Below are 21,894 nucleotides of genomic sequence, written 5' to 3'. Positions count from 1 at the left end.
CAAAATCAAGATAGAAAATCAATCATTTATCTCTTGTTTTATAGTTAGAACAGTCTGTCTATTTATATTGTCGAACATCTTATATATCTAGAGGTAATAGTGTTTTAAAGTCTAGACAGAATTGTCTATTTACAATGAGATTAATCCATCTTTTTCCAATAGTTATTTTCGTTATTGTTATCAGAGTTACTATTATTAATTAGAAAGGTTGATAGGATTTTGAAATCAAGGAAGTCAAAGAAGTTTTCTTCGGAGAACAGAAATATCAAAGTAGATTTCTTGATATCAGCTATTTGCACAAGGAGCAATCTAGCCATGCCAATGAAGTTGTTTAAGTGCGACGAAACCATCCCAGAACGGGAGAAGCACATATATATTAAAGAGAAAGGAGAAGATACAACCCAGTTTCTCCCCAGCGCTCACGTCGAAACCATTCCCGGCTCATTATCTGAACGCGGATGCAGCTACTGTGGTGCAAAGCTCGTAATTGGCGGTGTCCTCAAAGACACCATCCAGTTGATACATGGCCCTGTAGGCTGTGCTTATGATACCTGGCACACCAAACGCTATCCCAGCGACAATGGCAACTTCCAACTCAAATATGTCTGGTCATCGGACATGAAGGAACAGCACGTTGTCTTCGGTGGCGAAAAGCTGCTCAAGAAGGCGATGCTGGAAGCCTTTGCCGAATTTCCTGACATCAAACGGATGATGGTGTACACTACCTGCTCTACTGCTTTGATTGGCGATGATATCAAGCCTGTAGTCAAGGAAGTAGAAAAAGAATTGGGTGATGTCGATATTTTCACCGTTGAATGTCCTGGTTTTGCTGGAGTAAGTCAATCCAAGGGACATCACGTGTTTAACATGGGGTGGATGACGGATAAGGTAGGAACTTATGAGCCAGAAATTACTAGCCCATATACAATCAATGTGATTGGTGACTACAACATCCAAGGTGATACCTTTGTGATGGAGAAGTACATGGAAAAAATGGGCATCCAAATTATTGCCCATTTTACCGGAAATGGTACTTATGACTCATTGCGTGGGATGCACAGAGCGCAGTTGAATGTGACTAACTGTGCCCGTTCTGCTGGATATATTGCCAATGAGTTAAAGAAAAAATATGGTATTCCCCGGATCGATGTGGATACTTGGGGCTTTGATTATGCTAAGGAAGGGTTACGCAAAATTGGGGCTTTCTTTGGGATTGAAGATAGAGCCGAAGCGGTGATTGCGGAAGAAGTTGCTAAATATGAGTCGAAGTTAGAGTGGTATAAAGAGCGCTTGAGTGGGAAAAAGGTCTGTATCTGGACTGGTGGCCCGCGTTTGTGGCACTGGACTAAGGCCCTAGAAGACGATTTGGGGATGCACGTTGTGGCGATGTCGTCGAAGTTTGGGCACCAAGAGGATTTTGAAAAGGTCATTGCTAGAGGTGAAGAGGGGACTATCTATATTGATGATGGCAATGAATTGGAGTTCTTTGAGGTGCTGGAAATGGTCAAGCCTGATTTGGTGTTGACTGGCCCGAGGGTAGGTGCTTTGGTGAAGAAGTTGCATTTGCCTTATGTGAATGGTCACGGCTACCACAATGGCCCATATATGGGTTTTGAAGGTGCGGTGAATATGGCGCGGGATATGTACAATGCCATTTATTCTCCTTTGATGAAACTCGCTCAATCTGATATTCGTGGTGAGAAAAATCTGCCAAGTACCAATGGTAATGGCAACGGTAAAGTAACCAAAGAGCTATCTGAGCAAGTCGTTTCTTTAGTTCAACAGCAAGTTAAGGAAGCCACTGCACAGGTCAAACAGCCAACGAAGGAAACTGCGCCACAGGTTCAAAAGCCAGCCAAGGAAGCTGCGCCACAAGTTCAAGCGCAAGCTAAGGAAGTTGCGCCACAAGTTCAAAAGCAAGTTAAGGAAGCTGTGCCAGTTCAACCACAAGCTAAGGAAACTGCACCACAAGTTCAAGCGCAAGCTAAGGAAATTGTGCCAGTTCAACCACAAGCTAAGGAAACTGCGCCACAAGTTCAAGCGCAAGCTAAGGAAATCGCGTCATACATTCAAGATCGGGCTGCGGAAGTCACAAAATTAATTCAAGAACGGTGTTTGTGGCAGTTTCACTCGCGTGCATGGGATCGGGAAGAAAACATCAATGGTGTTCTCAATATGGCCGCCCAAATCTTGACTGGAGAAAAGGTGGTTCTGGAAAGCTTGATCCAAAGGGGTTTTTATGCAGATGCGAAGATCCTTTCGGCTGACCTAGAAATCAGGTTTTCATGGTTAAATAGCATGGAAAACTCGCAAAAGAAGGCAGTACTGGAGTCTGTTAAGGCAATGCTGATTGATATTGTAATAACCAAGTCGAAGAATGGTGAATTACATTATTCGCTTTACTAAAGCAATTAGATCGGTAATTCAACCAAACCAACGAACGGCGTTGCTCAATTGGAGCATGAAATAGAGTTTTGTCACTCCTGTTAGTGTTTGTGCAGAAAATTTCTTACAGGTAAAGAGCGATCGCTGCGGCGAGCTAACGCTAACGCTACGATGGACTATGCCTAACTCTTCATCCCTCCTAGCATTTTACCGCGTACCGTTTGAGTACAGAAGCATCTCATCTAGATTTCAAGACTTTTGCGAAATTCAATTCTACTTTTCTTCTGTAATCGACGTTATGGGTAGCTTGCTTGTTGGGTGCAGCGATCGCTCGACTTCCTTAAACTCAATTCATGTCTTCGTTCGGCAACGCCAAACAAACATAATTACAAACTCTACACCATCTAGGAGTCAATAGAATGTCTTTAGTCGTAAAACAGAAAGAACGCAAGGGAATAATCAATCCTATATTTACCTGTCAGCCCGCTGGGGCTGAATACGCTTCCATCGGAATCAAAGATTGTATTCCCTTGGTGCATGGAGGACAGGGGTGTAGTATGTTCGTTCGCCTCCTCTTTGCCCAGCATTTGAAGGAAAATTTTGACATTGCTTCTTCTTCACTCCATGAAAATAGCGCTGTTCTTGGAGGACAGCCACGGATTGAGGAAGGCGTAAAGACCTTAGTCGCACGATATCCCGATTTACGGATTATCCCAATTATTACAACTTGTTCAACTGAGACAATTGGGGACGATATCGAAGGAACCATTAACAAGCTTAACGGCTATTTAAAGGAGACTTATCCCGATCGCAAGGTTATCCTTGTTCCTGTACATACTCCTAGTTACAAAGGCTCTCAAGTCACTGGCTATAATGTCGGTGTACACGCAATCATTTCTACCCTAGCAAAAAAAGGCGAACCAACTGGCAAGTTGAACATCATTACAGGGTGGCTTAACCCTGGAGATGTCACTGAAGTTAAGCGCATCTTAAAAGAGATGGACGTTCCAGGAAACATCTTACTGGATACAGAAACCTTCGATGCGCCCACGATGCCTGATAAGACAAGTTTTGCCTTTGGGAATAGCACCATTGAAGACATCGCTGATTCTGCTAATGCGTTGGGAACTATTGCCTTATGTAAATATGAAGGCGGTAGTGCAGCCGAATTCTTACAAGAGAAGTTCAAAGTTCCGGCAATTCTTGGGCCAACCCCAATTGGTATCAAAAATACTGACATCTGGCTGCAAAATATCAGCAAAATGACTGGGAAAGCAATACCAGAATCTTTGGTTAGAGAACGTGGAAAAGCTATTGATGCGATCGCAGACCTTGCACACATGTTCTTTGCCAACAAGAAGGTAGCTATTTACGGAGATCCCGATTTAGTAATTGGTCTAGCAGAGTTCTGCTTAGAAGTTGAGTTAGAGCCAGTGCTGATGTTGTTGGGAGACGACAACAGAGCCTGCACCAAAGATCCAAGAATTGCCGAGTTGGAGAAGCAAGCAGCCTGTGATATCGAAGTCATCTGGAATGCAGACCTCTGGGAATTGGAGCGCCGCATTAAAGATAAATCCCTCGAAATCGACTTAATTCTAGGTCATTCAAAGGGTCGATATATTTCTATCGATAACAAGATTCCGATGGTTCGGGTTGGCTTTCCCAGCTTTGACCGCGCAGGTCTGTGGAAATACCCAATCATTGGGTATAAAGGAGCAGAATGGCTAGCAGACAACATTGCTAACGCCATGTTTGCAGATATGGAGAACAAGCACGATCGCGAGTGGCTCTTAAACGTTTGGTAGATCGAGTTTAAACGCAAAGGAACGCAGAGTGAAGCGCAAAGGAGCGCAGAGTAAAACTTTGCGTTCCTCTGCGCTAACCTTAGCGTTCCTCTGCGTTAAAAAAGATGAAATATTGGAGAACTATCAATCATGACTGCAAGTATAGATCAGAATGTCGTATTTTACGGAAATTTAAGCGAACTTTATCGCTTGGCAAAAGAGGGTAAGATTAAGACCAGTTTACAAGGTAGTCATACCCGCCCCTGTAAATTTTGGACTGCAACGAAGATTTTAAGTGGGATTAAAAATGCGATCGTCATTTCTCACGGGCCGAGTGGCTGTGCTTATGGTGTCAAGCGGGCTTATAAACTAACCAATAGCCGCAATAGTGGTTCACCTTATGAACCCGTGGTAACAACGAACATGAGCGAGAAGGCGGTAATTTTTGGTGGCGAAAAAGAATTAGCAGGTGCGATTCGAGAAGTAGATGAAAAATACCATCCCGATGCGATCGTTGTTGCTACTAGTTGCGCGTCTGGTATTATTGGCGACTGTGTTGATGATGTAGTGAATAAAGCCCGCAGCGAAATCAAGTCTGAGATCATGACGATACATTGCGAAGGATTCGCAGGCGAGTATCGCAGTGGATTTGATATCGTCTTTCGGCAAATTGTAGACTTTATGGAGCCGCCAACTCCAGAACGGAAAGCACAACTAGCCGATGCTGTCAATATTGTGGGTGCAAAGATGGGACCTGAAAGGACAGAAGTCGAAACCGATGTCAAGGAATTGATAAGATTGATAGAAGGAATGGGCGCACGGGTTCACAGTGTCATCGCAGGTGATTGTACTTTAGAAGAACTCAAGCAAGCACCGAGTGCGGCGGTTAATTGTACTTTATGTTTGGATCTTGGCTATACCATTGGCAAAGCCATGTCAGACAAGTTCGGTACTCCGTTAAATTCTACTATCCTTCCCTATGGAATCACCGCTACAGAAAAATGGCTCGAAGGAGCGGCAAAATATTTAGGGATGGAAGAACAGGCAGCTGCCCTAATGGAAAGGGAATATGCCGCAATCAAGACTGAATTTGAAGCAGCTAAGGGTTATATAGAAGGAAAGTTAGCGATTATTGAAGGACACGATGCTATCAAGTGTTTGTCCCTTGCCCACATGTTAGATCGTGATTTTGGGATGCGTGTAGTAATTTATAACTTCCATCCGTGGAGTACAGAAGCACGAGAAACCAGTGTAGATTACTTGTTGGAAACAGGGTTAGACCCGGAAATCCTGATTACGAAGGGGACGCTGGCCTTTGGCAAGTACGAGTCGATGAAACAAACGGAAGATGAATTACTAGATTTTATTGGTGGTCTTGATTCAGATTCAGTAGTATATTTTGGTTCTTCCTTGAGTTTCCCTCATATTCCTGTCGTCGATTTAAATGCTATCTTAAATCGTCCCAGATTCGGCTATCGCGGAGCCTTAAAGGTCGCAAAGTGTATTAAAACAGCACTTCAATATAGTTTTAGACCCCGTAGTTCCTTAACTAAGCAAATGGTATTTCCGAAAAATTCCGGGTTAGCATCTGCTCAATCATTGACTGGAAAACTAGCTCAAGATTTGCCTGATTGTACCGTATATGCAGAGAAGAGACGGGGAAAATGTATGAACGAGTAATAAATAAAAGTATGGATTTGTCTCACCCAGAGGCGCAGAAAATTGTAGCGACTGTTTTGAAAGTCAAGCAATTATTAATAAAAAACCGGAACTGGCTGCATTGAAGAACTGGAAAACACTGCACGCTAATTCGGTGGCGTTTGATCCGAGCAAGGCTTAAGCCAAAAATGTAAAGCCAGAAGCCGTTACAGGCTGCAAGAAATACGAAAACGTCAAGGCGGAAGTCGTTACGGGGAAAACAGAAGCCGTTACAGGCTGCACAAAACACCGAAACATCAAGGCAGAAGTCGCTACAGGCTGCGCGAAACACGGAAATGTCGAGACGGAAGTCGCTACAGGCTGCGCGAAACACGGAAACGTCAAGGCAGAAGTCGCTACAGGGAAAACAGAAGCCGTTACAGGTTGCACAAAACACCAAAACATTAAGGCAGAAGTCGCTACAGGCTGCGCGAAACACGGAAATGTCGAGACGGAAGCCGTTACAGGCTGCGCGAAATACGGAAACGTCAAGGCAGAAGTCGCTACAGGGAAAACAGAAGCCGTTACAGGCTGCACAAAACACCAAAACATCAAGGCAGAAGTCGCTACAGTCCGCGTGAAACGCATTTACCAGAGTCAAACCTTAGAAAAATAGGAAGGAAAAAATGTCTGCTGAAACAACTTTTGACAATTGTAACCATAGTAAAGACCCAGTAGTTGGCTGTGCCCTTGAAGGTATTGCAACTACGGTCGCTGGCATTAAAGATGTGAGTATTGTGATTCAGTCTCCACAGGGTTGTGCGTCTACTGTTGCAGCTGGGTATGACGCTCATGAGGTTGATTTCACCAAGCGGAAAGTAGGTTGTACTCGTCTTTTTGAGTCAGACATTGTGATGGGAGCATCTGAGAAACTTAAAGGGATGATTAAAGAGGCAGATCAATCTTTTGATTCTAAGGTGATGTTTGTCGTTGGGACTTGTGCGGCAGACATCATTGGTGAAGATATTGCGGGATTGTGCAACCAGCTTCAGCCAGATATTAAAGCTAAACTCGTTCCTTTAATGGCTGGTGGGTTTCGGGGCAATGCTTACGATGGCTTGGAGATGGGAATGGATGCTTTACTTCCTTTTATCAAAAAAAGGCAGACGAAGAGAAGGGGCAGGAAGCCAAGGATTGTAAATATCATTGCGCCACAAGCAAATTTGAATCCTACTTGGTGGGCTGATTTGGAATGGGTAAAAAAGACGTTAAAATCTTTAAGGATTAGAGTACAGACAGTCTTCTCTCATAATACCTCATTTGAAGAACTGGAGCTAGCTGGTGAGGCAACAGCTAATATTGTTCTCAGTCATGATGTTGGGTATAAGTTTGCTCGGAAAATGCAACAGACCCATGACATTCCTTTGATCCTTGATGATATACCTTTACCAGTGGGTGTAAACAACACTAGCCGATGGTTGAAGGCATTGGCGGCACATTTCAAGATTGAAGAAAAATTTGTCGAACCACTAATTAAACAAGGCGAAGAAATGGTCGTAGATACACTTCGCAAACGAGCATTGATGATTATTCCCCGATATCGTAATTGTAGAATTGCCGTATCTGCGGATGGAACGCTTGGTATTGGACTAGTCAGAATGCTCTTTGAAGAATTAGAGATGATTCCAGAAGTCTTATTATTTCGTTCAGCAATGCCTGATTCTCGTTCAATTCTGGAGCGAGAACTGCACAGCCTCGGTCTTACTTCCCGCGTAGTATTTTCGGCAGATGGCTATCAAGTAAAACAGACCTTAGAAGAGTTTGGTGTTGATGCTGTGATTGGTTCGGCATGGGAAAAATACATGGCAGAGGAATTGGGAATCAAAATTGCTTTTGATGTATTTAGTCCCACTAACAGAGAAACCTATGTTGACAAGCCATATTTTGGCTATGAAGGCATGATCAATATCATGGAAGTGATTGCTAACGATTGGGATAGAGCTTTTCGTTCAAAAGAGATTCATTGGACATAGAAAAGTATTATGTCAAGAATGTTTTGATATTCTAATGTAGAGTTATCAACAAGTATTGCACGACGTTTTTTAGTTACTTCCAGATAATCAATTCTTGCTACTTATCGAGAAGTCCTTGGCTTTTTATCTAATAATATCAATTTTTCACCTATGGCGTTTTCGGCTGTTGCTCAACTGCCTTACTAGGCGGAATCTCTTCAAGAGGAATCAGTGCTTCGATTACCGACTTTACAATTGGTGCGGCGACAGTAGAACCATAAGCACTTTCTCCTTTTGGCTCATCCACCAGTGCAAACACTACATAGCGAGGAGATTCCACTGGTAAAATAGCCACAAAGCTGGTCATTCTAGCACCCTTGATGTAGCCGCCATTAGGACTAGCTTTTTGGGCTGTACCAGTTTTACCAGCAATGCGATATCCGGGAATTTGTGCCGCCTTACCACTGCCTTCATTAACAACAGTTTCCATCATTTCTACAACCTTTTGGGCTGTTGCGGCTGAGAAAATTTGGCGTGGGATAGTGCGAGTGGGTGAATCATGCATCTGCCCTTTGGTATCAATCAGCCCTCGAACTACATGAGGTGTAACCAACTTACCACCATTGGCTAAAGCACCGTGCATTTGTACTAACTGTAATGGTGTCATAGAAAAGCCTTGCCCAAAGGAAGTAGTAGCTGGTTCAATTGGCGAGGCAATAAATTCTTCTTGACTTTTAAGGCGGCCGCCAACTTCAAAAGGTAAATCTGTATCAACTTTTTGTCCTAACCCCAAGCGTTCTAGCCAGTTGTAGTAGATTGAAGGCTTTAAGCGTTGGATAATTTGCACCATGCCAATGTTGCTGGAATATTGTAAAATCTGAGCGATGCTGATTCGCCCATTACCATTATTCATGGCATTTTTGATGGTGTAATTAGCTACTCGAATAGAACCGGAGTCATTAAACATATCATCTGGTTTGATGATGCCATTTTCTAGAGCGATCGCCACATTCAAAGGCTTAAAAGTCGATCCCGGTTCATAAAGATCCGCTACCGTCCAGTTTTTAAATAGCGAAATATTAGCTTTCGCATATTCATTAGGGTTATAGGTAGGCTGAGAAACCAGGGCGAGTAAGGAACCATCCAAGGCATCCATCACAATTACCGCCCCACGTTTAGCGTCAAACTTCTCCATTTGTTGTTTGAGCGCAACGCGGGCAATTCGTTGCAGACGGCTATCAATAGTCAGTTGCAGTCGCAAATCATCAAAATGCAAAAAACCTTCCGGGGCATGATTAGGCATCACAACCCCGTTACCATCACGACTGAGACGTACCGTTTGCACAGGACGTTCTAATAACTTCTCTTGAGAGTATTCCACCCCTGCTTGACCACGACGGTCAAGATTCACGTAGCCCACCACGTCAGAAACCAAATCGTCTGGCGGATAAAATCGGGAGTATTTTTCAATTAACTCTAAGCCATTTAAGCGCAAAGAAGTCACGCGATCGATAATTTCTTCTGGTAGGGCTGGAGCAAGTATAATTCCGCTTCTTTTGCTTTGAAAAGTTTTCACCAAGTCAGCAGTATCTTTTGCCAATATTGGGGCAAGCCGCTCTGCCATCTCTTCATTAGACTTATCAAACAGCTTAGGATGAGCGTACAAAGTATATACAGGACGGTCAATAGCCAACAGATTATTATTGCGATCTACTACTGGGCGACGGGGCATAAAAGGTCGCAAATTTACCATTTGCTGGTTTCGTGCCTGCTGAGTTAACTTTGACCCCTTGACAATTTGCAGATTATATAAGTTGATACCTAGCCCCAACCCTGCTGTCATTAATACGCCCCAGACTATAAACAGTCGAGACTTGGTATTAGATGTTTGGTTTTGGATATTAGAGAAAAGTGTCCTCAACAACCCTTGTTTAGAACCCTTCGGTTGCCTTTTGAATACTGGATTCCGAAACTTTCTTAATTTTGTTCTGCTTGTTGGTGACTTCTGCATTAAGTTTGTCCTTTGTCATTTGTCTTTTGTCACAAGCCACAAGTCTGAGTCCTAATGACTAATGACAAATGACTAATGACTTTTAGCCTGTTACCAATTCTTCAAAATAAAGCGCAAAAGCTGAACAAGGGTGATTACTAATTACGATTAGTATCCCAGTGGCGAGAGCCTTTGCTGTTGCGTTTGGGAACTTGGGGTTATGTTAGACGATGCTGGTTTAGGACTATGAGATGGTGGAGACAAGAAAATCATCCCTTGAGGAGTTGGCGATACAAGCCCTGTTGCTGGTTGTTCCGCTTCCTTAGCCATTTTATTTGTCAACGTGGCATTGGTTGTCGTTAACATCCGTTCATGACGTTGGAGGTTTTGCAGTCTGCGATATGACTTACCCCAAAGCTCTTGAGAATATACCGTCCAGCCATAAACAGCAAGTGTTGATGCTACTAACAAAAACGCCAAAACTGTTGAATAACGATGAAAGGTGTACAAGCGCAACACCCATAAAGGTGCTGTTCCAGAATTAGGCGTTGTGGGAAGGCGAAGAAAATCTACCCCTAAACTCTTCTGAGTTGCGCTGGAGCGCTCATTAAGATTTGGCATTTGTTGTTTACCCAACTCTTTCACCGATTTGGGTATAGCTGCCTGATTTGTGGAACGCCGTTGTCTTGTAGAGGATGCGGGTGTGGCTGGGGTCGCTGGTATAGAAGCGCTCCTTGCTGACAACTCCGTAGGCTTAGAGCGTCGCCTCCCTAAAGAAAGGATAGAATCTCGCCGGAACCAATTACCCTTTGTAGAAACAGCAGATTTACGAGCAACTACCATAAATTTTTTGAGATGAAAAATACTGTACTTTAGATTGATTTTCTTGATTGTCTGTTTTTGCTAAGGTTACAATCCCCTTCTGTGGGCAATAAGCACACATAACAGACTACACCCTTTTAACTGTTCTAATGGGTAGCTGTACCAATGTTTGCAATCAGTAATTAGCAACTGGACAGCTTCTCCTTTAGGTATCGCACTTAAAGTATGGCAATGCGGGGCAGCAAGGTGCAATACTCCATGAAAAATTGAAGAAGAATTTAGAAGTCAGAATCAATCAGTCGGGGATTCAGATCCGCGACTCGGAAAGAATTCATTGCTGTTAGCGGATAGCTAAGGTTTAGCCCATTCTGACTCCTGACTCCTGAATTATGTTTGATAAAATTTTTGCTATGATAGCTCGGTTTGCTAGAAAATCCGGGAATTTCTGTTTTACTCCTGAGTTAAGAGAAACTAATCAGATGGCTGAATGATAAATAATCTGAAAAAGAATACCCCAAAGGATTGTTTTTTTTAGCATGTAATCTTCTAGCATTTAAAAAAAAAGCAATAAATACGGTATCGTATTGAACAGGCGAAAAATTGTTCTAGCCACAATTGGTGAAAGAGGAGTTATGAAAACAAAAATCTTTGGTTTTGCTCTAATGTTAAGTCTGGCTACAATTCTCGGTGCCTGTGAAGGCGGTGGTGCTGGTGGTGGTGGTACTAGTACTCCATCTGCTACAGGTGAACCAACTGATGCACCTGCTGGGTCTACACCTGCTGCTACTGCCCCAGCTACTCCCGCAACTACCCCCGCAGCAACTCCTAAATCTCCTACTGCTACTCCTAAATAAGGCATTTTAAGCTTTAGTTTAAATCATGCCAAAAACAGCTTAGTAACAATGTTCGTCACCATATAGCTTGGATTAATGAGGTTCATCTAGAAATTTATCTTTCTATTGGTGTATCAGAAGCCCAGAGTTTGCTCAAATATCAGCTAAGTAGGGCAGTAAGCAAAGGATACTGGTGATGAAGATTACTTCCTCAACCAGTATCCGCCTGAAATTCTCGCCTGACCGAACCTTATTCCAAGGAAAAGGAGTTAAGTTCTATATATCTAAGCCATCTTGGGGGTAAAATATTTCCCTGATTTAGCGTTTAGAATGGCTTAGACTCCTAAGTTTTGAGAGGACAAAATAATTCATTGCGATCGCTGGCAATTGCTCAAGAGCATTCCCTGTAGTCTATTCTGTGTTAGAAGAGACATAGTGATATGCCTTGATGTTGCCAGATTTTTATTGGGAATTGGGAATTGGGAATGGGGAATGGGGAATGGGGAATTGGGAATGGGGAATTGGGAATTGGGAATTGGGAAACAGATTTTCATGCTGTGTTGTGAACGCAGTTTAGGCAATGGGGAGAGTTAAAGCGGGAAAGTCAGTAAAAATCTTTGGATTGATTGTGATTATTGCAACTTTTATTGTGCTAAGTGGCAATTGGGGAGCAATAGTCATAGCATTACCGCCACCAGAGGATACGCCAGAGGAAATATTAAGGACAAAGATTATCATAGAAGCGCGATCGCCAATTGATGGAAGATCCCTAACAGCTTCCGAATACATACAATTACAGGCGCAGCTTCAAGAAGTCCCACCACCAAAACTAGACCCAAAAATTCGGGATCAGATTTTCTTGCTTCGCCTACGTAAAACATTACTTCAGTTTTTCCCATTTTTAAATTTTTGATAAATTACTTATTCCCAATTCCCAATGCCCAATGCTCAATTCCCAATGCCCAATGCCCAATGCCCAATGCCCAATGCCCAATGCCCAATGCCCAATGCCCAATGCCCAATGCCCAATGCCCCATTCTGATGTACGATAACGGTGGCGACAAAATTGCAAATAAATGTAAAGAATATATATAGATATTAAAAAAGTAGATTTAGTCAATCACGTTATTTCACTTAGGTAGCTTCATGTCCATGACCACGATCGCCCCTGAGCAGGTTAACAGCATCGTTTGGAATCAGCATAACGATCCCTTTGAAATACTAGGTTCTCATCCCATAGAACAAGACGGCAAAACTATTTGGGCTGTGCGGGCCTACCTACCAAATGCAAGTGCAGTATGGGTGGTTGTTCCTGAACAAAGGAAAGAATACCCAATGCAAGCAGTGCATCATCCCCATTTTTTTGAATGCACTATTGAAACCGCAGAACTGGCAAACTACCAGTTACGGATTAAAGAAGGGGAAAATGAGCGTGTCACTTATGACCCTTACGCCTTCCGTTCTCCCAACTTGACAGACTTTGACTTGCATTTGTTTAGTGAAGGGAACCATCACCGAATATACGAAAAATTGGGAGCGCACCCCACGGAAATAGCCGGCGTTAAAGGCGTTTATTTTGCAGTTTGGGCACCCAACGCCCGTAATGTTTCATTGCTCGGAGATTTCAACCTCTGGGATGGGCGGAAACACCAGATGCGTAAAGGCCCCACCGGAATTTGGGAGTTGTTTATTCCTGAAATCGGTGTGGGAGAGCATTACAAATATGAAATCAAAAATTTTGAAGGACACATTTACGAAAAATCCGATCCCTACGGTTTTCAGCAGGAACCCCGCCCGAAAACGGCATCTATTGTCACTGATTTAGATGCCTACAGTTGGGATGACGAAAACTGGATGGCAAAGCGGCGGCGCACTGAACCACTTACGCAGCCTGTCTCAGTTTATGAAGTGCATTTAGGCTCTTGGTTACACGCTTCTAGTGCTGAACCTGCTAAACTGCCAAATGGTGAAACTGAACCGGTAGTTGTTGTTTCTGAACTTAAGCCGGGCGCACGTTTCCTTACCTACCGGGAACTAGCCGAGCGACTCATTCCTTATGTCAAAGAATTAGGATACACGCATATAGAAATACTTCCCATTGCGGAGCATCCCTTTGATGGTTCTTGGGGTTATCAAGTAACTGGGTACTATGCCCCAACCTCCCGTTTTGGAACCCCCGAAGATTTCATGTATTTTGTTGACAAATGTCACCAAAATGATATAGGGATAATTGTAGATTGGGTTCCTGGCCACTTCCCCAAAGATGGACATGGTTTAGCTTTCTTTGATGGTAGCCACCTCTACGAACACGCTGACCCCCGCAAAGGCGAACACAAAGGATGGGGTACTTTGGTGTTCAACTACGGTCGCCATGAAGTCTGTAATTTCTTAGCAGCAAATGCCCTTTTTTGGTTTGACAAGTATCACATTGACGGGATTCGTGTCGATGCTGTTGCCTCGATGCTCTATAACGACTATTGCCGCGAACCAGGAGAATGGCTGCCAAATCAGTATGGTGGCAGAGAAAACTTAGAAGCAGCAGACTTTCTGCGTCAGGTAAATCACACTATCTTTAGCTATTTCCCTGGCATTCTCTCAATTGCTGAAGAATCTACTTCTTGGCCAATGGTATCTTGGCCCACCTACACAGGCGGATTAGGCTTTAACTTGAAGTGGGATATGGGGTGGATGCACGATATGCTGGATTATTTCAGCATGGATCCCTGGTTTCGTCAGTTCCACCAAAACAATATCACCTTTAGTATGTGGTACAACCACAGTGAGAACTTCATGTTGGCCCTGTCTCACGATGAAGTGGTGCATGGCAAGAGCAATATCATCGGTAAAATGCCGGGGGATACATGGCAGAAGTTAGCTAATGTACGTTGTTTATTTAGCTATATGTTTGCTCACCCAGGCAAGAAAACCATGTTTATGAGTATGGAGTTTGGGCAGTGGAGTGAGTGGAATGCTTGGGCAGATTTGGAGTGGCATTTATTGCAGAATGAAGCTCACCAAAAGTTAAAAACGTTTTTCCAGGAATTGAACCATCTTTACCGTTCTGAACCAGTTTTGTACACTCAGGATTTTGCTGAACCTGGGTTTGAGTGGATTGACTGTAGCGACAACCGCCATAGTGTAGTTTCTTTTATGCGTCGTGACAAGGATTCTGATGATTTTGCGATCGTGGTTTGCAATTTTACACCGCAACCCCATTCTCACTACCGCATTGGTGTACCGCAAAAGGGATTTTATACTGAGTTGTTCAATAGTGATGCGCGTCAGTATGGCGGCAGCAATATGGGCAACTTAGGCGGTAAGTGGACAGATGATTGGTCATTGCATAGTCGTCCTTATTCGTTGGATTTGTGTTTGCCACCTTTGGGAGTGTTGATTCTCAAATTGGATAAGAAGAAGACTGCTGAGGTGATTGGATAACATTTTTGGGTGGGCAATGCCCACCCAAAACTATTTTTGATGGTCAGTCCTGTAGGCTTTAAAGTAAAAAAGTATTACCTCTGCGTTTATAATTATTTAATAAGCTTATTTGTAATTACTTAGTAATCTTTACTTACCGCGTGTTAAATAAAATTTATAAATTAATTACTCGTTATTTATTCAAAATGCTATTTGCTAGCAGTTTGATAGTCTGTTTGTGGTTAGGTGATGTGCATTTGACAACTCTACAAGCAACTATAGGAAAGTTAGTCAATGCTCAAACTCCTAATACTGTTACATTAGTTAATCAAGGTGTTGAAAGTTACAAAAATGGAAACTTTCAGGATGCTATTCAATCTTGGCAATCGGCTTTGAAACTATATCAAAACAGTAATAATGATAATAATGTTAATGTGGCGATCGCTAATGAAAATTTAGCAAGAGCGTATCAACAATTAGGTCAGACTGAAGCAGCACTTAGCTATTGGGAAAAAGTAATCGCTTCCTATCGTGCCCAAAAAGACTCGCAAAAAATAGGGCGAATCTTGACAGAGATAGCACAAGCTTATAGTAGCTTAGGACAGACAAAAAAAGCAATTGGTTTTTTATGCGATCCCTCTAATGCCAAAAATATCGAAAAACTAGTATGTCAGCAAGGAAGTGCATTACAAATAGCTGACGAACAACAGGATAAAGAAGGAAAAATTGCAGCATTAGGAAGTCTTGGGGAAGCTTACCGTCTTAGGGGTAATTATGATATAGCAATTAAATATTTTGAAGATGCCAAAAATATTGATAATAAAATATACGATTTTGCAATATTAAATAGTTTAGGTAATGCCCACGCCAGTCGCGCCCAACTTTGGAATCTTCGTGTCAAGTCGGCTAAAAAGCAGAATATCTCTCAAGTAAGTAAGTTTCAAATAAATGCCAAAAATGACTATCAACAGGCACTAGAATATTTTCAGTTAAGTCTTAAAGAAGCTCATGAACAAGATAATAAATCTGGAGAAATGCGAAGTATTCTCAATCTCATTAAGCTTCTTTATCGCTCCAGAGAAATAAATGTTATTGAGCCAGCTAAGGTTGATATCAATATTCAACAAGCTTTGGAACTGCTGGATAAACTACCAGATTCTGTTAACAAAGTATATGCAGCAATCGATTTAGCAAATTTGTCTGCCGTTGATGATGAATCAACTTCACCATTAACTCAATGTTTGGCAAAGCCAAAACTACCAGAAGCACAAGTAAAGAAATTATTTAACAAAGCTGTAACAATTTCCCAAGCACTGCAAGACTCGCGTTCTGAGTCTTATGCTTTAGGAGCGCTAGGCCATTTTTATGAGTGTCACCATGAATATCAATCAGCTTGGAAATTAACTAGTAAGGCAATTTGGTTAGCAGACCAAAAGTTAAAAGCTAAAGATAGTTTATATTTATGGGAATGGCAAGCAGGAAGAATTTTAGAGAAGCAGGAAAAGAGTCCTGAATCACTTCCTTTTTATGAACGGGCATACAATATTTTAGAACAACTACGCAGTGATATTCTGATTGCAGATCGCGATTTTCAATTTGATTTTCGGGATGTTATTGAGCCTGTATATCGCCAGCTAGCACAGCTTCAATTAGAGTTAGCTTCATCAAGCAGTCCCAGTAATAAGCAACTTAGTAGTCCAGTTTTAAATGCTGCATTAACTACTATAAATTCACTCCGTTTAGCAGAAATTCAAAATTACTTTGGTAATGATTGTATCTTAACAGCAATTAATAATAAAAATGTCACTGATGTTGTAGAAAAAGATACTGCATTTATTAGCTCAATTGTTCTAGAAGATAAGACTGGAGTTATCTTAATTTTACCTAATCAAGAAAGACATTTGAAATGGATAGATCAAAATGAAAAAACTCTTCGGCAAGAAATTACAAACTTTTATACTGGATTAATTCGGGGAAAACGCGATATTAATTACGATCCAAAATATGCAGCAAATCTTTATGAATTAATTATTCGTCCGTTTGATGAATACTTAAGCTCTAATAAGATTAAAACTTTAGTATTTATCCAAGATAGCTTTTTGCGTAATGTGCCTATGGCTGCACTTTACGATAAAAATGACCATAAATATCTGATCCAAAAATATGCGATCGCTACTACTCCTAGTTTACAATTGACTTCAGCACAAAAAGTCAATATGCAATCAAGTCGAGCTTTAGTATTAGCTGTGAGTCATGAAGCAAAAATTGACGATCAGTTATTTGAGCAATTGACGAGTGTTAGCTCAGAAATGAAGGCTATTAAACAACAATTTCCTAATAGCAAAAAGCTGGAAAATGAGGATTTTACCATCAAGAATTTAGAAAAAGAAATTCAAGATAAATCCTATCCAATTATTCACGTTGCAACTCATGCACAATTTGGCATTATTCCACAAGATACATTCTTGATCACAGGTAATAATGACAAACTCACAATTAATCAGCTAGAAAGTTTGCTGCGTCAAACTGGTAAGAGTTCTAACTTAGTTGAATTATTAGCACTAACTGCTTGTCAAACAGCAGTTGGCGATGATCGGTCAACGTTAGGGTTGGCGGGTGTAGCATTGCAAGCTGGTGCTAAAAGTGCAATGGCTTCACTATGGTCTGTGGGGGACGAATCTACAGCAGATTTGGTGGCAGAGTTTTATAGTAAGTTACGGGAATCGGGAATTAGTAAAGCACAAGCATTGCAAGCTGCCCAATTGAAACTTATTAATACAAAGGAAACGGGGATTGATATCCAATATAATCACCCTTATTACTGGGCACCGTTTATTATCATTGGAAATTGGCTATAAATTAAAATATCCCCGACTTCTTTAAGAAGTCGGGGATATAAATTGGTATAGATTACTACAGCAGATTGTGACTTGGTGAGGTGTAGATGATCTTAAGGGCACAGCACTGCTGTGCCCCTACCTGCATACTTCATTTACCTGAAAAAGGCTGTATATCACCTTTGTTGATTTGCAATGGTTTGTAAATGTTGTATTCGTTTTTTCACTAGTTCTTCGCTATCTTTGAGTCTTGGTGACTCATATTTGGCAAACTCTTGTACAAGGTTTGAACCTACCTGTCCCAATTTTTCAGGTTTGGCTGACTTTAAAGCTTCAGCTAAAGCTTCATACCAGAAACCTGCTGCTGCGTAAGTATTTGCTTTTTGTAAACTATTCGTTGTAGTAGATAATTTATTTTTGAGTGTAGATGGCATTTGGACAACTATAAATTCTGATCTTTCTACTAAATCACCTCCTGGACAACTGATTGCTATTTGCCAAACATATTTTTTACCTGGAGTTAGTTTTGGATAGCTTTCAGGGTAAGACACCTGAAAAATACCTGGTGCAGTTTGTTGTTTAATGGGATCATTTAATGATCTGACATTTTTGTTTGAAACAAACTCAAAAATTTGGAATTCTATTTCCTGAGAACTAGATAGATAACCTGCAAAAGTAGGATGTGTAGAAGCTGTATATCCAATATATGTTTTAGGTGCAAGTAATGTCAGTGGAATTTCATTACCTAAGCTGGGACATCCTCTACTACCTCCGCTTCTGGTGTAGTCGCTTGCAGGTTTGCGATCGCTTTGCTTAAAATCAGCGATCGCAACTGGTGTTAAAAACCATAATAAGCCCAAAATAGAACTAGTTACGAATCTAATATTGATAAGTTGCCTAATCGACGCTAACATTTGATATCTCATGTTCTTCCTTATAAAAAAATATTTAATTTTTGTATTAAACCTTAACTACTACTCTTACTATTTGCTAATTTCCAAGTTATTTGACATATAGTTCCTTTAGGAGAAAGAGTTTCACGTTTAAAATCACCACCCAAGTTTCTGGCGATATTTTTAAGTTGTTTTGTCCCTTTGCTTTCTAAATATGAAATTAGCCCAGTTCCATTATCTTGAATCTTAAGAGTATAGGAATCATTGTCTTTCTTCCCAATAGCTTCAATACATTTCACACCTTTAGCATGTTTACCTACATTACATAAAGCTTCTTCCAGAAATAAACAAAGTTCCTGTTTATGCTGAATGCTTAAATACTTCTCATCTACTGGTTCAAATGTACGGATTTTGATTTTGATATTTTTTAAATATTCTAAATCCGATCGTTCTAACGTACTAGAGTATACTACATAAAAAAGTTCATGGATCGGGCATTTTAAGTCAATTTTTAATCCGCTACCTAAACGGAGACTTTCATCTTGAGATAAAGCTTCTAGCTTTAAATATTCGCCAATTTCTCGAATTTCATAGTTAAGTTTTTCTAACTGCGATCTTAATTCCTCGTGTGACCAGTCTTTAGCCTGCATCTGTCTCAAGACGTTTGCTAAAGTTTGTAAAGGCCCATTATGAATCACAGTAAATGCAAATTCAATTGTATGTTGACGTTCGTTCATCTTAATTTTAAATACTTGGTTGTTTTGATATAAAGCGAATGCGAATCCACTCAACCCTAACCCATTTACTGTTAAGGTCAATAAACTCGGTGCTATGGGAATCCACCAACCGCATAAAATAAGTAAGTAACCAACACCAAATAAGGCAAAAGCTACTACAACTACAGCTAATAAATTCTTCCATAAAGATTGTGTGATCCAAAAAAGAATTATTGGATAACAACCCCAAACTATTATCCATAAATATTCCCACTTGTCCGACCAAACTTTTAATAATGGTCGTCCGTTAATCACTGCATTAATTATCTGGGAACAAGCATGAGCATGAAATTCTACTCCATAGATTTGTCCCGGAATCTTTTGATGAGCAATTGCAGAAGTATTTACGAAATCGGTAGTACTGCTAGCAACAATACCAATCAAAACTATCTTATTTTGTAGTAAGTTGGGATTAAAATTATCATTTATAATATCATTTAAAGATAGAATATTAAATGGTTTGTTACTATTGCGGAAATTTATTAACATCTTTAATCCGGTAGCATTTTCTTTGACATATCCTCCAGAATTTGATAAAAAACGAGGGAGTTCTGTGGTTTTAAATCTGATTGCCGCTTGGTCAATTATCCCATTTTCAATATTAATATTTTTGGCAGATAAATAAGCTTGTGCTAATTGAAGTCCAAAAGAATATTTGTCTTGTTGAGGATATTTGGGGTTTTGAGGTGATGGTGTTAAAAGTAGGTAGCGACGATATTTACTATCTTTATCTACTACTATGTCAGAAAAACCTATTTGCTCTGCTGGTAGTTGTGGCGGTGCTAAAATTGGATCTGGAGGTAATATTTTTTCAATACCAATTAGATTTTTATAGTCATGGAATACCTGAATTAATTCTCGATTGCCAGGTTCAACAGGTAAGTCTCGAACTATATCAAGACCAATCGCAGTAGGTTTATACTTTTGGATTTTTTTAATTAGTGTAGCAATTTCTCTATCTGGAATTGGATAGCTTCCTACACTGCGGATATCTTCTTCATTAATGCCAATAATTACAACTTTATCGTCGGTTGCTTCTAGAGGACGTAAACGTAAAAATGTGTCCAGCATCATCAATTCATAATTTTGTAATAAACCACATAACCTTGCAGTTACTATGATTATCAAAAATCCTGTTCCTGGAAGTGACGCTAGGAGCAAAATTTTGATTTCAGCCTGAATTCTTCTCCAATTAATCCATACCATAAGCATCTGACATTTTGTTTAAAATCCCATACTCGATCGTGAATAACTAATCAATTAATCCTTCTTTTCTAGCGCGAATCTCTGTTTGAATCCGAATATTTTTCCCCTCTTTTTTACAATCTTCTGCATAAAGTTCGAGAACATCTTGAATTTTTGTCCAGTATGTACGCACTGCACGTTCAGACCTAAACATCCGTTCGGATATTAGTTTATCTGTTAATCCTTCTTCAAATGCCAATTTTAAAACATCTAACCACTCTGGCTTTAGTTCCAAACCATTTTTGATGTCTTGTGTGTGGGTTGCACCTTGGATTGCTATATAGACACGAGTTAACATTTCCTGTTCTGATAATCCTTTATCAGCGATCGCAAATCCACCTTGATGTTCATCAATCTCGTATTTTATCCTAACTAATGCCTTTACATAACTACTTTGCACCAAAAAGTTTTGCTGGGGATATTTCTGAAGTAACTGTTGAAGTAAGTTGATACCTGTATCAATTTGGGCTGTAACACCTGTTTTTTCAGGTATCGATAAATCCATGAAAATTAGGTCAAAGGAAGAAGTAGCAATCTCTTCTAGCGCCTCGCATACTGTTTTTACCTTGACAATATCTGCTTGGGGATATTGTTGTTGGAGTAAATTAAAGGTTCCAGTTAAAATTAATTGATGGTCATCAATAAGTAGGATTTTCATTACTGGTAATTGTAGATAAATATTAACTTCTCATAAATTATCAACACAAAATGATTTTTAACCATATCTTTAATATTTGTAGACACTTAGATAATTCATCTTGTGCAATGGTAGTGTTCCCCCTCCTTGCACTAAAAAAGGAAGTTTAGATTTATACAAACCAAGTCCGCGTAGGCGGGTTTTGTTTGCATTGTGGCGATTATAAATCACCAGGTATTTTTTTATGGTTTATCTGCCGCCTTTAGTAGGCAGAATAAATCTAAAATTGGTTGACTATTTTTAGTGTGCTATTGCAATTTTTGCAACACATCTGTCAAAATGCAATACAGTTTTCTGCAATCTTATATACAAGTCAAAGGTTGTCGTTTCAATGCAAAATTGAGGGTTGCATAAAAATTTCCAGCTATTTGGTTATGATTTGGTGTTTCACCTGTCATAGGTATAATTTGACCATCTATATATTCATGACGACACTCGGAAATGACTTCTAATTCTAGGTATTCTGTGAGAGAGTAGTCGCATTTTTCTTGTAATTGCATCTGACAAGGCTCTTTAGGATTTTTGATTTGACATTGACTAGATATGTCTAATCAATGCTATCCGT

Annotated in this window: 15 protein-coding genes and 1 pseudogene; 9 read left to right on the top strand and 7 right to left on the bottom strand. The window is 40.5% G+C overall.

Annotation, left to right across the window (positions count from 1 at the left end; genetic code table 11):
* Positions 1-315: 315 nt before the first annotated feature.
* The 4 genes from vnfD to V7K98_RS13115 all read left to right on the top strand — a co-directional run bounded on the left by vnfD (position 316) and on the right by V7K98_RS13115 (position 7,840).
* Positions 316-2,406: a nitrogenase vanadium-iron protein, alpha chain gene (gene vnfD / locus V7K98_RS13130; protein WP_335022394.1), complete on the top strand. Its 2,091-nt coding sequence runs from the start codon at positions 316-318 to the stop codon at positions 2,404-2,406.
* Positions 2,407-2,804: 398 nt separating this feature from the next.
* Positions 2,805-4,190 (top strand): V-containing nitrogenase subunit beta, encoded by a 1,386-nt coding sequence (vnfK, locus tag V7K98_RS13125; protein WP_335022392.1) that lies wholly within the window; start codon positions 2,805-2,807, stop codon positions 4,188-4,190.
* A 129-nt stretch (positions 4,191-4,319) separates the two neighbouring features.
* A complete protein-coding gene (locus V7K98_RS13120; RefSeq protein ID WP_335022390.1) occupies positions 4,320-5,849 on the top strand; it encodes a nitrogenase component 1 in 1,530 nt (509 codons plus the stop codon).
* A 644-nt stretch (positions 5,850-6,493) separates the two neighbouring features.
* Positions 6,494-7,840 carry a nitrogenase component 1 gene (locus V7K98_RS13115; RefSeq protein WP_335022388.1) on the top strand — a complete coding sequence of 449 codons (1,347 nt, stop codon included), beginning with the start codon at positions 6,494-6,496 and terminating at the stop codon, positions 7,838-7,840.
* 148 nt (positions 7,841-7,988) lie between these two features.
* Here V7K98_RS13115 and V7K98_RS13110 read toward each other — a convergent pair whose 3' ends face one another.
* Together V7K98_RS13110 and V7K98_RS13105 are read right to left on the bottom strand one after the other, a co-directional pair.
* Positions 7,989-9,662: a peptidoglycan D,D-transpeptidase FtsI family protein gene (locus V7K98_RS13110; protein ID WP_335022386.1), complete on the bottom strand. Its 1,674-nt coding sequence runs from the start codon at positions 9,660-9,662 to the stop codon at positions 7,989-7,991.
* A gap of 315 nt (positions 9,663-9,977) precedes the next feature.
* Positions 9,978-10,652 (bottom strand): hypothetical protein, encoded by a 675-nt coding sequence (locus V7K98_RS13105; protein WP_335022384.1) that lies wholly within the window; start codon positions 10,650-10,652, stop codon positions 9,978-9,980.
* 611 nt (positions 10,653-11,263) lie between these two features.
* Between V7K98_RS13105 and V7K98_RS13100 the strand changes: the two genes are divergently transcribed.
* Entirely contained in the window at positions 11,264-11,485 is a 222-nt protein-coding gene (locus tag V7K98_RS13100; protein ID WP_335022382.1) for a hypothetical protein, read from the top strand.
* 347 nt (positions 11,486-11,832) lie between these two features.
* Here the strand turns inward: V7K98_RS13100 and V7K98_RS13095 are convergent, their stop codons facing one another.
* Positions 11,833-12,018 (bottom strand): hypothetical protein, encoded by a 186-nt coding sequence (locus V7K98_RS13095; protein ID WP_335022380.1) that lies wholly within the window; start codon positions 12,016-12,018, stop codon positions 11,833-11,835.
* 26 nt (positions 12,019-12,044) lie between these two features.
* On the opposite strand from V7K98_RS13095, the gene V7K98_RS13090 reads away from it, so the two are divergent.
* The 4 genes from V7K98_RS13090 (at position 12,045) to V7K98_RS13075 (ending at position 17,739) form a co-directional block, all read left to right on the top strand.
* Positions 12,045-12,377: a hypothetical protein gene (locus V7K98_RS13090; protein ID WP_335022378.1), complete on the top strand. Its 333-nt coding sequence runs from the start codon at positions 12,045-12,047 to the stop codon at positions 12,375-12,377.
* Between the two features lie 59 nt (positions 12,378-12,436).
* Positions 12,437-12,559, top strand: a complete 123-nt coding sequence (locus V7K98_RS13085; RefSeq protein ID WP_335022376.1) for a hypothetical protein — start codon at positions 12,437-12,439, stop codon at positions 12,557-12,559.
* Between the two features lie 51 nt (positions 12,560-12,610).
* Positions 12,611-14,902: a 1,4-alpha-glucan branching enzyme gene (gene glgB, locus V7K98_RS13080; protein ID WP_335022374.1), complete on the top strand. Its 2,292-nt coding sequence runs from the start codon at positions 12,611-12,613 to the stop codon at positions 14,900-14,902.
* A 185-nt stretch (positions 14,903-15,087) separates the two neighbouring features.
* Entirely contained in the window at positions 15,088-17,739 is a 2,652-nt protein-coding gene (locus V7K98_RS13075; RefSeq protein WP_335022372.1) for a CHAT domain-containing tetratricopeptide repeat protein, read from the top strand.
* Positions 17,740-17,894: 155 nt separating this feature from the next.
* On the opposite strand, the gene V7K98_RS13070 is transcribed toward V7K98_RS13075, so the two are convergent.
* The 4 genes and pseudogenes from V7K98_RS13070 to V7K98_RS13055 form a co-directional block, all read right to left on the bottom strand.
* The gene (locus tag V7K98_RS13070; protein WP_335022370.1) at positions 17,895-18,632 is read right to left on the bottom strand and encodes a DUF928 domain-containing protein; all 738 of its coding nucleotides are present in this window, start codon (positions 18,630-18,632) and stop codon (positions 17,895-17,897) included.
* A 53-nt stretch (positions 18,633-18,685) separates the two neighbouring features.
* On the bottom strand, positions 18,686-20,593 hold the full coding sequence (locus V7K98_RS13065) for a sensor histidine kinase (RefSeq protein ID WP_335022368.1): 1,908 nt from the start codon (positions 20,591-20,593) through the stop codon (positions 18,686-18,688).
* Positions 20,594-20,639: 46 nt separating this feature from the next.
* On the bottom strand, positions 20,640-21,290 hold the full coding sequence (locus V7K98_RS13060) for a response regulator transcription factor (RefSeq protein ID WP_335022366.1): 651 nt from the start codon (positions 21,288-21,290) through the stop codon (positions 20,640-20,642).
* Between the two features lie 356 nt (positions 21,291-21,646).
* A pseudogene (locus V7K98_RS13055) lies at positions 21,647-21,829 on the bottom strand (Uma2 family endonuclease); the annotation flags it as partial.
* Between the last annotated feature and the right edge of the window lie 65 nt (positions 21,830-21,894).

Origin of the sequence: Nostoc sp., assembly GCF_036917435.1 — a bacterium.
Lineage (GTDB): Bacteria > Cyanobacteriota > Cyanobacteriia > Cyanobacteriales > Nostocaceae > Nostoc.
Note: the sequence above shows the minus strand (reverse complement) of the source record. Positions and strands in the feature narration are given on the sequence as shown.

Bases quoted from the DNA above. Each gene is read 5' to 3' on its own strand.
- V7K98_RS13065 (WP_335022368.1), bottom strand. From the start codon at position 20,593: ATGGTATGGATTAATTGGAGAAGAATTCAGGCTGAAATCAAAATTTTG.
- vnfD (WP_335022394.1), top strand. From the start codon at position 316: ATGCCAATGAAGTTGTTTAAGTGCGACGAAACCATCCCAGAACGGGAG.
- vnfK (WP_335022392.1), top strand. From the start codon at position 2,805: ATGTCTTTAGTCGTAAAACAGAAAGAACGCAAGGGAATAATCAATCCT.
- V7K98_RS13075 (WP_335022372.1), top strand. From the start codon at position 15,088: ATGCTATTTGCTAGCAGTTTGATAGTCTGTTTGTGGTTAGGTGATGTG.
- glgB (WP_335022374.1), top strand. From the start codon at position 12,611: ATGTCCATGACCACGATCGCCCCTGAGCAGGTTAACAGCATCGTTTGG.
- V7K98_RS13115 (WP_335022388.1), top strand. From the start codon at position 6,494: ATGTCTGCTGAAACAACTTTTGACAATTGTAACCATAGTAAAGACCCA.
- V7K98_RS13085 (WP_335022376.1), top strand. From the start codon at position 12,437: ATGCCCAATGCCCAATGCCCAATGCCCAATGCCCAATGCCCAATGCCC.
- V7K98_RS13090 (WP_335022378.1), top strand. From the start codon at position 12,045: ATGGGGAGAGTTAAAGCGGGAAAGTCAGTAAAAATCTTTGGATTGATT.
- V7K98_RS13070 (WP_335022370.1), bottom strand. From the start codon at position 18,632: ATGTTAGCGTCGATTAGGCAACTTATCAATATTAGATTCGTAACTAGT.
- V7K98_RS13060 (WP_335022366.1), bottom strand. From the start codon at position 21,290: ATGAAAATCCTACTTATTGATGACCATCAATTAATTTTAACTGGAACC.
- V7K98_RS13120 (WP_335022390.1), top strand. From the start codon at position 4,320: ATGACTGCAAGTATAGATCAGAATGTCGTATTTTACGGAAATTTAAGC.
- V7K98_RS13100 (WP_335022382.1), top strand. From the start codon at position 11,264: ATGAAAACAAAAATCTTTGGTTTTGCTCTAATGTTAAGTCTGGCTACA.
- V7K98_RS13095 (WP_335022380.1), bottom strand. From the start codon at position 12,018: ATGAAAATCTGTTTCCCAATTCCCAATTCCCAATTCCCCATTCCCAAT.
- V7K98_RS13105 (WP_335022384.1), bottom strand. From the start codon at position 10,652: ATGGTAGTTGCTCGTAAATCTGCTGTTTCTACAAAGGGTAATTGGTTC.
- V7K98_RS13110 (WP_335022386.1), bottom strand. From the start codon at position 9,662: ATGACAGCAGGGTTGGGGCTAGGTATCAACTTATATAATCTGCAAATT.